This is a genomic window from Herbaspirillum lusitanum, from assembly GCF_026127345.1.
In the GTDB taxonomy this organism is placed as follows: Bacteria; Pseudomonadota; Gammaproteobacteria; order Burkholderiales; family Burkholderiaceae_D; genus Herbaspirillum; species Herbaspirillum lusitanum.
The window spans coordinates 216177-229632 of sequence record NZ_QXFG01000007.1 but is presented as its reverse complement, the minus strand read 5'-3'; the positions used below and the strand labels follow the sequence as shown (position 1 = coordinate 229632).

The following is a 13456-nucleotide window of genomic DNA, read 5'->3' as shown; positions in this document are numbered from 1 at the left end:
CCAAGGCAATGCGAAGCGAGCCGAAAAAAGAATTCCGCTTATGAGTCGCCGTTGGCGACGTGCTCAAATCGGATAAAGAAGGGAAACTTGTCTGAGCGCAGCGAGTTTGTTTCCCTTCCCGATTTGAGTGCGGCGCCAACGGGTACCTCGCGCAGCGAGGCGGCGAATCGCGGTCGCCTTTCTTTGCTTACTTTCTTTGGCGAAGCAAAGAAAGTGAGCGGCTGCCGGGCCGCCCCCGGCAACCACGGTCGTCCGAAGAAAGAAAAGATTCAGCAACGACCAGCCGCAAGTTGAAACAGCGAACCAGATCAGCCCTTGGCAATCTCATGATTCGACATCAACTCAATCGCCCGGCACAACGCCGAATGATCCAAGCCACTCATCCCGTTCGCCGCACAAGCATTCATCAACTCCTGGGTAGCCGCCGTATTAGGCAAGCTGACGCCCAAAGCCTTCGCCCCCTGCAAAGCAAGATTCAAATCCTTCTGATGCAACTCAATCCGGAAACCAGGATTGAAGGTCCGTTTGACCATGCGCTCGCCATGCACTTCCAGGATACGAGAAGAAGCAAACCCGCCCATCAGCGCCTGCCGCACACGCGCAGGATCAGCGCCGGCCTTCGAGGCAAACAACAACGCTTCCGCTACGGCCTGAATGTTCAACGCCACGATGATCTGATTCGCCACCTTGGTGGTCTGGCCGTCGCCGTTACCGCCGACCAGAGTGATGTTCTTGCCCATCAGTTCGAACAAGGACTTGACGTCATTGAACGCAGACTCGTTGCCGCCGACCATGATGGTCAGCGACGCCGCCTTGGCGCCGACTTCGCCGCCGGAAACCGGTGCGTCCAGGTATTCGCAACCGAGTGCGTTGATCTTCTGCGCGAAACCCTTGGTGGCGATCGGCGAGATCGAGCTCATGTCGACCACGATCTTGCCGGCGCTCAGGCCTTCGGCGACGCCGCCTTTGCTGAACAGCACCGCTTCGACGTGCGGCGTGTCCGGCACCATCACGATGATGATGTCCGCGCGCTTGGCGACTTCCGCGCCGGAAGTGCAAACGGTGGCGCCGCCTTCGATCAGCGCTACCGGGGGATTTTTCTGGTCATGCAGGTAGAGCTTGTGGCCGCCCTTTTGCAGGTTCTCCGCCATGGGCGAACCCATGATGCCCAATCCGATGAATCCGACTTTTGCCATGATGTGTCTCCTCTGAGATGAAAAAATGAATGCGTTTCAAACGACGATCAAAGACCATGCGCCGTACGCCAGCCGAGTCCCTCAACCGTGCCGGCCTTGGGCTTGTACTCGCAGCCGATCCAGCCCTGATAGCCGATCTCGTCCAGGTGCTTGAACAGGAAGCGGTAGTTGATCTCACCCGTGCCCGGCTCGAAGCGGCCGGGATTATCGGCCAGCTGCACATGGCGGATCAGCGAGAGATTGGCCTTGATGATGTTGGCCAGTTCGCCTTCCATGCGTTGCATGTGATAGATGTCGTACTGGATGAACAGGTTGCTGGAACCGGTCGAGGCGATCAGTTCGGCCGCCTGCTTGGTGGTGTTGAGGAAGAAGCCGGGGATGTCGAAATAATTGATCGGCTCGATCAGCAAGGCGATGCCTTCGGCCTGCAATTTGTCGGCGGCGAACCTCAAATTGGCAACCAGCGTTTCGCGTGCGGCGGCGGCGCTGACGCCTTGCGGCTGGATGCCGACCAGGCAGTTCAGTTGCCTGACGCCAAAGATTTTCGCGTAGCGGATCGCCTCGTCGATGCCCTGGCGGAATTCACTGACGCGATCGGGATGACAGGCGATGCCGCGCTCGCCGGCTTCCCAGTTGCCTGCGGGCAGATTGTGCAAGACCAGCTCCAGTTCGTTCTTGCGCAGTTGTTCGGCGATCTGCGCCGGTTCGAAGGCGTACGGGAACAGGAATTCCACGGCCTTGAAGTTGGCTTGCGCGGCGGCGCGGAAACGTTCCAGAAACGGCAGCTCGGTGAAGAGCATGGTCAGGTTGGCGGCGAGTTTGGTCATCTGTGTTTCCTTAAGGATTAATCGAGCAGGCTGATCGCCGTCGGCGCATGTCCGCGCTTGGTGGCCAGCTCTTCGAACTCGTTGATGGCGTTGATCTCGGTACCCATCGCGATGTTGGTGACGCGCTCCAGGATGATTTCCACCACCACCGGCACGCGGTATTCGGCCATCCAGCGCTGCGCCACGGCGAAGGCGTCCTGGATTTCGTTCGGGTTGGTGACGCGAATCGCCTTGCAACCCAGGCCTTCCACCACGGCGACGTGGTCGACGCCGTAGCCGTTGAGTTCCGGCGCGTTGATGTTCTCGAACGCCAGCTGCACGCAGTAGTCCATCTCGAAGCCGCGTTGCGCCTGGCGGATCAGGCCGAGGTAGGAGTTGTTCACCACCACGTGCAGATACGGCAGGTTGAACTGGGCGCCGACGGCGAGTTCTTCGATCATGAACTGGAAGTCGTAGTCGCCCGAGATCGCCACCACCTTGCGTTGCGGATCGGCGGCGCACACGCCCAGCGCGGCGGAAATCGTCCAGCCCAGCGGACCGGCCTGGCCGCAGTTGATCCAGTGACGATCTTTGTAAACGTGCAGGAATTGCGCGGCGGCGATCTGCGACAAGCCGATGGTGCTGACGTAGCAGGTGTCGCGGCCGAAGGCGCGGTTCATCTCTTCATAGACGCGTTGCGGCTTGATCGGCACTTCTTCGAAATGCGTGCGGCGATGCAGTGTGCGCTTGCGCTCCTGGCAGTCGGCCAGCCATGCCGAACGGTCGGGCAACTTGCCGGCGGCTTTCAGTTCTTTCGCCACCTCGATGAACAGTTTCAGCGCGGCCTTGGCGTCGGAGACGATGCCGTAGTCCGGACCGAACACGCGCCCGATCTGGGTCGGTTCGATATCGACGTGGACGAAGGTGCGGTCCTTGGTGAACACCTCGATGGAGCCGGTGTGGCGGTTGGCCCAGCGGTTGCCGATGCCGAGCACGAAGTCGGACGCCAGCATGGTGGCGTTGCCGTAGCGGTGGCTGGTTTGCAGACCGACCATGCCGGCCATTTGCGGGTGATCGTCGGGGATCGCGCCCCAGGCCATCAGGGTCGGGATGACCGGCACGCCGGTGAGTTCGGCGAACTCGACCGCCAGTTCAGCCGCGTCGGCATTGACCACGCCGCCGCCGATGGTCAGCAACGGACGCTCGGACTGGTTCAGCATGGCCAGCGCTTTTTCGATCTGGGCGCGGGTCGCCGATGGGCGATAGACCGGCAGCGGCTCGTAGGTGTCGGGATCGAATTCGATCTCGGCCATTTGCACGTCGAACGGCAAGTCGATCAGCACCGGACCGGGACGGCCCGAGCGCATCAGGTGGAAGGCCTGCTGGAACACGCGCGGCACCAGCGCCGGTTCGCGCACGGTGACGGCCCACTTGGTGACCGGCTTGGCGATCGACTCGATATCGACGGCCTGGAAGTCTTCTTTATAAAGACGAGCACGCGGCGCCTGGCCGGTGATGCACAGGATGGGGATCGAGTCGGCTTGGGCGGAATACAAGCCGGTGATCATGTCGGTGCCGGCCGGGCCGGAGGTGCCGATGCAGATACCGATGTTGCCGGCCTTGGCGCGGGTATAGCCTTCGGCCATGTGCGAGGCGCCTTCGACGTGACGGGCCAGGATGTGCTGGATGCCTCCATGGCGTTTCAGCGCCGAGTAGAATGGATTGATCGCCGCGCCGGGCACACCGAAGGCTTGCAGGCAGCCCTCTTTTTCCAGCACATATACCGCTGCATCTACTGCCTTCATCTTTGCCATGTTGCCTCCTGGGTTGTTAGGTCCTGATGCGCCGGAAGCAAAACAACGATGCCCCTCAGCTAGTGAGATGCATCCTATAACCAACAATATTGTTTGATAAGTCCAGTAAATATCTGTTTATTCCGTACTAAAAATATGGAAACATAGTAAAAGTATTGAATAAGGAGGATTTATGGACAAACTCAAACAGATCGAAGCGTTCGTGTCCGTGGTCGAAAAAGGCAGCCTCGCCGCCGCCGCGCTGGAAGAAAACATCACCCCCGTGATGCTCGGCCGGCGCATCGACGCGCTGGAAAAACGCCTCGGCACCAAGCTCATGCATCGCACCACGCGGCATCTGACATTGACGGAGCAAGGCAGCGTCTTCCTCGACCATTGCCGCAAGCTGCTGGGCGATATCGAGGTGGCGGAAAAGAGCATCGCCGAAGGCCGCCACAAGGCCACCGGCCATCTGGTGGTCTCCACGCCGGCGGCGTATGGACGGCTGCACGTGGCGCCGCATGCGCCGACTTTCCTGGCCAATCATCCGGAGGTGCAGATTTCGTTCAACCTGACCGACCGCGTGGTGGACCTGGTGCGTGAAGGCTACGACCTGGGCATCCGCATCGGCGGCGCGATCGAACCGAGTTTCGTGGCGGTCAAGCTGGCCGGCAACCGCCGCGTGGTCTGCGCCGCGCCGGAATACCTGCACCGCAACGGCATCCCCAAGACGCTGGACGATCTGGCCCGGCACAATTGCCTGGCTTTCAACCTGCAGGGCGGCCAGCAGCGCGGCTGGTATTTCCAGCAGAACGGCAAGCCGGTGATCATCCGCGCGCAGGGCAACCTGGATTGCAACGACGGCGAACTGCTGCACCGCTGGGCCAGCGAAGGGCTCGGGCTGGCGTGGCGCTCGACCTGGGAAATCCAGTCGCAGCTGGCCTCGGGCGAGCTGATCACGGTGCTCGACGAATATGCCCTGCCTCATTACGACATCATGGCCGTCTACCCGCAACAACGGCATCTGCCGGCGAAGACGCGCTTTTTCATCGATTACCTGAAGGAGGTGTATTCGCAACCCGATTACTGGACCCGATCCTGAATACAGTCAATTCCATACTTTCGGAGATGGAATGGTCGCCGTCGGCATGATGCCAGACAGACAATATTCGATTCCCGCATAGTCATATACCCATAGGCTTATAGTTGATATTCCCGATGACTTACGTTTTGCCCAACTATTTCAACGACATTACATACGCTGCAATCAATCTGCTCGAGGCCGGTTTACGTGCTTTTGCCAGGACTGGGAAGCGGCGCAAAACAAGATACAAATCAGAACGCCCCATTTTTTGCGGACCTGAGATTTCTGCAAGTTTTCTGGCGTATAAAAAAGAATCGCGCACTGTACACACTGCGTAAACGGAGACAATTCTCATGACTTTTCTGGACAAGTTTTTCAAACTCAGCGACAACGGCACGACCGTCCGTACCGAGCTGCTGGCCGGTCTCACGACCTTCCTGACGATGGCCTATATCATCTTCGTCAACCCATCCATACTCGGGGATGCGGGCATGCCGAAGGATTCCGTATTCGTCGCCACCTGCGTGGCGGCGGCAATCGGCACCCTGATCATGGGCCTGTACGCCAACTACCCGATCGGCCTGGCGCCGGGCATGGGCCTCAACGCCTATTTCGCCTACGCCGTGGTCAAGGGCATGGGCTTCCCGTGGCAGGCTGCGCTGGGCGCGGTGTTCATCTCGGGCTGCCTGTTCCTGCTGGTGAGCCTGTTCCGCATCCGCGAGCTGATCATCAACGCGATTCCCCACTCATTGCGCACGGCGATACCGGCGGGGATAGGTCTGTTCCTCGCGCTGATCTCGCTCAAGAACGCCGGCATCGTCGCCGCCAGCCCGGCCACCTTCGTCACCATGGGTGACCTGCACCAGGCCGCACCGGTGCTGGCCATCATCGGTTTCCTGGTGATCGTCGCGCTGGACCAGCTGAAGATCCGCGGCGCGCTGCTGATCGGCATCCTGGCCGTCACGGTGCTGAGTTTCATCTTCGGCGGCAATCATTTCAACGGCGTGTTCTCCATGCCGCCATCGATCTCGCCAACGCTGTTCCAGCTGGATCTCAAGGGCGCGATCTCGATGGGCTTGCTGAACGTGGTGCTGGTGTTCTTCCTGGTGGAATTGTTCGACGCCACCGGCACGCTGATGGGCGTGGCGCAACGCGCCGGACTGGTCAAGAACGGCAAGATCGAGCGCATCAACAAGGCCTTGCTGGCCGATAGCGGCGCGATCGTCGCCGGTTCGCTGCTTGGCACATCCAGCACCACTGCCTATATTGAAAGTGCAGCCGGCGTGCAAGCGGGCGGACGCACCGGCCTGACGGCGGTGGCGGTTGCCGCGCTGTTCCTGCTGGCCCTGTTCATCGCGCCGCTGGCGGGGGTGGTGCCGGCCTATGCAACGGCGCCGGCGCTGTTCTTCGTGGCGTGCCTGATGCTGCGCGAACTGGCCGACATCGACTGGAACGACACCACTGAAAGCGTGCCGGCAGTGATCACCGCACTGGTCATGCCGTTCACGTATTCGATCGCCAACGGCCTGGCGCTGGGCTTCATCAGCTACGCCGCGCTGAAGCTGCTGACCGGGCGCGTCAAGGACGTGTCGGCGGTGATCTGGGTGATCGCGGCGATCTTCCTGTTCAAGATGATTTACCTGGGCGGTTGATCGCCCGCAGCATGACCTGACGGAATGCCGGCGTCGCTCTTCGGGGGACGCCGGCAGCAAAGGAAAAAAGGATTTTTCAGAAAGATGACCGCAACAATTTTCCGCAACAATTTACTGCGGCAAATCGGTCTTCTCTCTAAAAGGTCCCGGCACAGATCTTGATTCACTGTTTTTTCGATAGCCATTTTCATATAGCAAAGCACACCATGTCCGAACCGATTCGCTTCTATTTCCGCGGCGAGACCCATCAAGTCGATGGACTGCCCAATACACGCACCGTTTTGCAGCATTTGCGCGAAGACCTGCATTGCACCGGCACCAAAGAGGGCTGCGCGGAAGGCGATTGCGGCGCCTGTACGGTGGTCGTGGGCGAGTTGCGCGGCAACGATCTGGAACTGAAAACGGTCAACTCCTGCATCCAGTTCGTACCGACGCTGGACGGCAAGGCGCTGTTCACGGTGGAAGACCTGAAGCAGCGCGACGGTTGCCTGCACCCGGCCCAGCAAGCGATGGTGGAGTGCCACGGTTCCCAATGCGGCTTCTGCACGCCCGGTTTCGTGATGTCGCTGTGGGGCCTGTACCTCAAGCATGAACAAGACAATGTCGCGCCAACCACGCGTGAAATCGACGACGCCCTGTCCGGCAACCTGTGCCGCTGCACCGGCTATCGCCCCATCATCGACGCCGCGCGCCGCATGGGTGAATTGCCCAAGGTGAGCTTTGACCGCGCACCGGTGATGGATGCTTTGCGCGCTATCCGGCGCGAAGAACCCTTGAGCGTCACGCACGCCGGCCAGACCTTCCACGCGCCGCGTACGCTGGCGCAAATGGCGACATTGCGCAACGACTTGCCGAAGGCGCGCATCCTGGCCGGCTCGACCGACGTCGGCCTGTGGGTGACCAAGCACATGCGCGATCTGGGCGACATCATCTACATCGGCCAGGTGGAAGAAATCCGCCACATCGTCCGGCAGGACGGCTGGCTGGAAATCGGCGCCGGCGTCACGCTGGAAAAAGCCTATGCCGCGTTGACCGGACAATATCCGGATGAGTTGTCCGAAATGTGGCAACGCTTCGCCTCGCTGCCGGTGCGCAACGCCGGCACGCTGGGCGGCAATGTCGCCAACGGCTCGCCGATCGGCGATTCGATGCCGTGGCTGATTGCGCTCGGCACCGAGATCGTGCTGTACGGCGTCGACGGCCAACGCATCATGCCGCTGGAAGATTTTTATATCGCGTACCAGAAGTCGGCGATCCTGCCCAATGAGTTCGTCCAGGCCGTGCGCGTGCCGTTGCCGCGCAAGGACGTCGCCTTCCGCGTGTACAAGCTGTCCAAGCGTTTCGACCAGGACATCTCGGCGGTGTGCGCCGCCTTTGCGTTCCGTCTTGAGGGCGGCAAGGTGATCGATGCCCGCATGGCTTACGGCGGCATGGCGGCCACGCCCAAGCGTGCTGCGCAGGCCGAGGCCGCGCTCAACGGCAAGGAGTGGAACGAGGCCAATGTCAAAGCGGCAATGCTTGCGCTGGCGCAAGATTACGCCCCCCTTTCTGACATGCGCGCGTCTTCGGCGTATCGTATGAGAACCGCACAAAACCTGTTGTACCGCTACTGGCTGGAGACGCGCGCCGATGCGCCGTTACCGGCTGCCTCCGTGAGCGCTTTCGTGCACGGTAAATCTGCTGCCCGGATTGCTTAGGAAGGAAACGCAATGAACAAGCAAACTGAAGAATTCATGTCCGTGAAATCCGCCCAAGCATCCTGGACCGAGGTCGGCAAACCGCATCCGCACGAGTCCGCCATCCTGCACGTGACCGGCGAAGCCACGTACACCGACGACATCGTCGAACTGCAGGGCACGCTGCATGCCGCGCTCGGTTTATCGGGCAAGGCGCATGCAAAATTGCGCTCGATTGACCTGAGCAAGGTGAAGGCATCGGTGGGCGTGGTCGCGGTCTACACCGCCGCCGACATCCCCGGCGAAAACCAATGCGGCGCCATCATCAAGGATGATCCGGTGCTGGCGGAAGACCTGGTGCAGTACGTCGGCCAGCCGATCTTCGTGGTCATCGCCGACAGCCACGACAATGCCCGCCGCGCCGCGCGCCTGGCCGTGATCGACTACGAAGAACTGCCGGCCGTGCTGACGCCGCGCGCCGCGCATGCGGCCGAATCCTACGTGCTGCCGCCGATGCACCTGACGCGCGGCAATCCCTCTGAAGCATTCAACACGGCGCCGCACAAGCTCAAGGGCAAGTTCGATGTCGGCGGCCAGGAACAGTTTTACCTGGAAGGCCAGATCTCGTACGCGATCCCGAAGGAAGGCCGCGGCATGCACGTGTATTGCTCGACCCAGCACCCGAGCGAAATGCAGCATCACATCGCCGAAGTGCTGCACGTCTCCTCGCATGACGTGCTGGTCGAATGTCGCCGCATGGGCGGCGGCTTCGGCGGCAAGGAGTCGCAATCGGCGCTGTGGGCTTGCGCCGCTGCGGTGGCTGCCGTGCGCCTGCGCCGTCCGATCAAGCTGCGCGCCGACCGCGACGACGACATGATCGTCACCGGCAAGCGCCATTGCTTCGCCTACGATTACGAAATCGGTTACGACGACAATGGCCGCATCGTCGCCGCCAAGATCGACATGGTCTCGCGCGCCGGTTTCTCGGCCGACTTGTCGGGCCCGGTGGCCACGCGCGCGGTATGCCACTTCGACAATGCCTACTATCTGTCGGACGTGGAAATCCACGCCATGTGCGGCAAGACCAACACGCAATCGAACACCGCTTTCCGCGGCTTCGGCGGTCCGCAAGGCGCCATCGCCATCGAATACATCATCGATGAAATCGCCCGCAATCTCGGCAAGGATGCACTGGACGTGCGCCGCGCCAATTTCTACGGCAGCAGCGACGCCGACGGTCCGGATGCGCGCAACACCACGCACTACGGCCAGAAGGTCGAAGACAACGTGATCCAGGCGCTGGTCAGCGAACTTGAACGCACCAGCCAGTACCAGGAACGCCGCCAGACCATCAAGGCCTTCAACGCCGGGAACACCATCCTCAAACGCGGCCTGGCGCTGACGCCGGTCAAGTTCGGCATCTCGTTCAACGTGCCGCACCTGAACCAGGCCGGCTCGCTGGTGCACGTCTATACCGACGGCTCGGTGCTGGTCAACCACGGCGGCACGGAAATGGGCCAGGGGCTCAACACCAAGGTCGCCCAAGTGGTCGCCAACGCGCTTGGCCTGCCGCTGGAGCGGGTGCGCTGCACCGCCACCGATACCAGCAAGATCGCCAACACCTCGGCCACCGCCGCCTCGACCGGCAGCGACCTGAACGGCAAGGCGGCGCAGGATGCAGCCTTGCAGATCCGCGCACGGCTGGCGCAGGTCGCGGCGGAACGCTTCAACACCGATGTCAGCGAAGTGCGCTTCGCCGACGGCATGGTGTCTGCAGGCACTTCATCCACGGCATCGGTGACGTTTGAAGAACTGGTGATGCAGGCTTACCTGAAGCGCGTGCAGTTGTGGTCGGACGGGTTCTACTCGACGCCGAAGGTGCACTGGAATTCCAAGACCATGAACGGCCATCCGTTCTTCTACTTCGCCTATGGCGCGGCGGTGGCGGAAGTCGTGATCGACACGCTGACCGGCGAGTGGCGCCTGATCCGTGCGGACTCGCTGTACGACGCCGGCGAGAGCCTCAACCCGGCCATCGACATCGGCCAGGTCGAAGGCGGCTTCATCCAGGGCATGGGCTGGCTGACCACCGAAGAGCTGTGGTGGAACAAGGACGGCAAGCTGATGACGCATGCGCCGTCGACGTACAAGATCCCGGCGGTGTCGGATTGCCCGACGGATTTCCGCACGCAGTTGTTCAAGAACAGCAACGTCTCGGACACCATCCACCGCTCCAAGGCCACCGGAGAACCGCCGCTGCTGCTGCCGTTCTCGGTGTTCCTGGCGATCCGCGATGCGGTGTCGGCGGTGGGCGAACATCGCGTCAATCCGCCGTTGCGCGCACCGGCGACCAGCGAGGCGATTCTGGATGCGATTGATGCCGTGAAAGCCGCACAACTTGCGCAGTAACCTGATGGACCTTTTCAACTTCAAGGGGAATTCATGACCGTATGGCTCGCCGCACTCACAGACTTGCACAGCACCGCCATCCCGGCAGTGCTGGTCACGGTGGCGACCAGTCAAGGGTCGACGCCGCGCGAGGCGGGTGCGCGCATGGTGTTTACGGCCGACGGCCAGTACGACACCATCGGCGGCGGTCATCTGGAATGGCGCGCGGCGCAGATCGCGCGCGGCATGCTGGAAGCGGATGCGACGGTGTTTGGCGGCATCCGCAAATTCGAACGCATCGCGCTGGGACCGAGCCTCGGCCAGTGCTGCGGCGGCGTGGTGTTCCTTGCATTTGAACGCATCGACCAGCGCGTCGATACCCGTGCGGGATCCCTGCTGACGGAACTGGAACAGCACTGGCGCAATGGCGTCGACGTCTGGCGCGCGGTCGCGCTGGAATCGGACGACCCGACGCTGCTCTATGAACTGGAAGGCGAAGCCTGCGACCTCAGCGCACCTGATAACGGATTGGACGCCGGACAATTCCGCCATGCCGGCAACACCCATGTGACGCAAGACCGCTACGGCCGCCGCTGGCTGCTCGATCGCTGCCGCGCGCATCAGCCGCAGGTGGTGCTGTTCGGCGCCGGCCATGTCGGCGCGGCCATCGTGCGCGTGCTGGCGACGCTGCCCTGCCGCGTGCTGTGGGTGGATGAGCGCGAAGACATGTTCCCCGCCGACCTGCCGATGCAGGTGACGGTGGAAGCCACCGACGTGCCCAATGCCGTGGTGGACATGGCCGAACCGGGCGCTTATTTTCTCGTGATGACGCACAGCCATGCGCTGGACCAGCAACTGAGCGAACGCATCCTCAAGCGCGCCGACATCGGCTGGTACGGCCTGATCGGTTCGCAGACCAAGCGCAAGCAATTCGAACATCGCCTGCTCGACCGCGGCATCACGCAGGAACAACTGAACAAGATGACCTGTCCGATCGGCATTCCGGGCATCTACGGCAAGGAACCCGCCAGCATCGCGCTGGCGGTGGTGGCACAGTTGCTGCAACTATGGGAACTGCAGGCACTGAGGGTGGTGAAAGCGCAGCAGCCGTCGCAGCCTGACCGGACCGACACATTCAAGGCGAGACCGCCCACACACATGCTGGACGGCCGGAGTTAAGGACAACCGGACCGTCGCCTCAGCAGCATCTGTTCAATCCCATACTAGTATCATTCAGTTATCAAGAAACCTGTTCAAGGTCTGTAGCGAGAGGTCGTCAGCTGGTAGCGCCCGGAGCGCAGGAACCGGAATGTACTTAAGTACATGAGGATTCCGAGCACCGTACGCTGCCAGATCACGGCCTCGCAGTAAGACATTGAGCAGGTTTAAGCCAAGATTAAGGATTACCCATGACTTCCCACGTGCAAGCCTATCGCGCCAGCCTGCTCCATTTCCGCAACGATCCCGCCTTCGACGAACACGCCACGCAATGGCACAGCGACGGCCTGCTGATCGTCGCCGATGGAAAAATCGTCGCCGCCGGCGACTACAGCAAGCTCGCCGCCACCCTGCCGGCCGCCTCGTCCGATTATGTACTGTTCGACTATCGCGGCAAGATCATCACGCCCGGCTTCATCGACACCCACGTCCACTATCCGCAAACCGACATCATCGGCTCGCCCGCGCCGGGCCTGCTGCCGTGGCTGAACACGTACACCTTCCCGGCCGAACGCCGGTTCGAAAGCGGCGAACATGCGAGTGAAGTGGCCGACTTCTTCCTGGCCGAACTGCTGCGCAACGGCACCACCACGGCCGCCGTGTATTGCACCGTGCATCCGCAATCGGTCGATGCCTTCTTCACCCGCAGCAGCGAACTGAACCTGCGCATGGTGGCCGGCAAGTGCCTGATGGATCGCAACGCGCCGGACTTCCTGCGCGACACGGCCGAGAGCGGTGTGCGCGAGAGCGAAGAACTGATCCAGCGCTGGCATAACAAGGGCCGCCAGCACTACGCCATCACGGTGCGCTTTGCGCCGACCTCAACGCCGCAGCAGCTGAAGCTGGCCGGTGAACTGGCGACGCAATATCCTGACACTTACATCCAGACCCACGTCGCCGAAAACACCGACGAAGTGAAATGGGTCAAGGAATTGTTCCCCGACAGCCGCAGCTATCTCGACGTCTACGATCAATACGGCCTGATGCGCGCGCGCGCCCTGTATGCGCACTGCATCTGGCTGGACGACGCCGACCGCGCGCGCATGGCGGCGACGCAATCGGTGGCTACCGTCTGTCCGACCTCCAACCTGTTCCTCGGCAGCGGCCTGTTCGATTTCGCCAATGCCGACAAGCTGCGCATGCCGGTATCGTTGGCGACCGACGTCGGCGGCGGCACCAGCTTCTCGATGCTGCAAACGATGAATGAGCTGTACAAGGTTGGCCGCATGGCCGGCACGCATCTTTCGGCGCAACGCATGTTCTACCTGGCCACGCTGGGCGGTGCGCGCGCCTTGCAACTGGAAGGCAGGATCGGCAACTTCGCCGCCGGCTGCGACGCCGATTTCATCGTGCTCGATCCGAAATGCACGCCGCTGCTGGCGCGCCGCAGCGCCACCACGGAGAGCCTGGAAGAACAACTGTTTGCTCTGGCAATCCTGGCCGATGACCGCGCGATTGCGGCGACGTATTCGGCGGGGGCTTGCGTGCATACGCGCTGACGCTGAAACGTACCTGGTTTTTTGAGGAGTTTGGGGCGGGCCGTGCGAACGGCTCGCCCTTTTTTCATGGCGGCGCATTGATTGTTTGTCAACTACCGTTCGCGCTGGAACCACCTTGGCTTCGCCTTGAAGTTCAGCCTCGTG

Annotated in this window: 10 protein-coding genes and 1 other RNA gene; 7 read left to right on the top strand and 4 right to left on the bottom strand. The window is 61.6% G+C overall.

Annotated elements, in window-relative coordinates; translation table 11 throughout:
* Positions 1-294, top strand: a 294-nt coding sequence (locus DXT88_RS08440; RefSeq protein WP_265212641.1) for a hypothetical protein, incomplete at its 5' end; no start/stop codon positions are given.
* Positions 295-308: 14 nt separating this feature from the next.
* Here the strand turns inward: DXT88_RS08440 and glxR are convergent.
* Genes glxR through gcl form a run of 3 tightly spaced genes read right to left on the bottom strand, consistent with a single transcriptional unit; the run spans position 309 to position 3816 of the window.
* On the bottom strand, positions 309-1196 hold the full coding sequence (gene glxR / locus DXT88_RS08435) for a 2-hydroxy-3-oxopropionate reductase (RefSeq protein ID WP_265212639.1): 888 nt from the start codon (positions 1194-1196) through the stop codon (positions 309-311).
* A 47-nt stretch (positions 1197-1243) separates the two neighbouring features.
* On the bottom strand, positions 1244-2023 hold the full coding sequence (gene hyi, locus DXT88_RS08430) for a hydroxypyruvate isomerase (protein ID WP_265212637.1): 780 nt from the start codon (positions 2021-2023) through the stop codon (positions 1244-1246).
* Positions 2024-2040: 17 nt separating this feature from the next.
* Entirely contained in the window at positions 2041-3816 is a 1776-nt protein-coding gene (gene gcl, locus DXT88_RS08425; RefSeq protein WP_265212635.1) for a glyoxylate carboligase, read from the bottom strand.
* 172 nt (positions 3817-3988) lie between these two features.
* Between gcl and DXT88_RS08420 the strand changes: the two genes are divergently transcribed.
* The 5 genes from DXT88_RS08420 (at position 3989) to xdhC (ending at position 11774) form a co-directional block, all read left to right on the top strand.
* On the top strand, positions 3989-4897 hold the full coding sequence (locus tag DXT88_RS08420; RefSeq protein ID WP_016833475.1) for a LysR family transcriptional regulator: 909 nt from the start codon (positions 3989-3991) through the stop codon (positions 4895-4897).
* A 335-nt stretch (positions 4898-5232) separates the two neighbouring features.
* On the top strand, positions 5233-6531 hold the full coding sequence (locus DXT88_RS08415; protein ID WP_265212631.1) for an NCS2 family permease: 1299 nt from the start codon (positions 5233-5235) through the stop codon (positions 6529-6531).
* Between the two features lie 206 nt (positions 6532-6737).
* Complete coding sequence (xdhA, locus tag DXT88_RS08410) at positions 6738-8228, top strand: xanthine dehydrogenase small subunit (RefSeq protein WP_265212629.1); 1491 nt, start codon at positions 6738-6740, stop codon at positions 8226-8228.
* A 12-nt stretch (positions 8229-8240) separates the two neighbouring features.
* Complete coding sequence (gene xdhB, locus DXT88_RS08405) at positions 8241-10616, top strand: xanthine dehydrogenase molybdopterin binding subunit (protein WP_265212627.1); 2376 nt, start codon at positions 8241-8243, stop codon at positions 10614-10616.
* A 33-nt stretch (positions 10617-10649) separates the two neighbouring features.
* Positions 10650-11774 (top strand): xanthine dehydrogenase accessory protein XdhC, encoded by a 1125-nt coding sequence (xdhC, locus tag DXT88_RS08400; protein ID WP_265212625.1) that lies wholly within the window; start codon positions 10650-10652, stop codon positions 11772-11774.
* A 56-nt stretch (positions 11775-11830) separates the two neighbouring features.
* On the opposite strand, the gene DXT88_RS08395 is transcribed toward xdhC, so the two are convergent.
* Positions 11831-11920: non-coding RNA, sX9 sRNA (locus DXT88_RS08395), on the bottom strand.
* Positions 11921-12004: 84 nt separating this feature from the next.
* Here DXT88_RS08395 and guaD point away from each other — a divergent pair.
* Positions 12005-13312: a guanine deaminase gene (gene guaD / locus DXT88_RS08390; RefSeq protein ID WP_265212623.1), complete on the top strand. Its 1308-nt coding sequence runs from the start codon at positions 12005-12007 to the stop codon at positions 13310-13312.
* Positions 13313-13456: the final 144 nt, after the last annotated feature.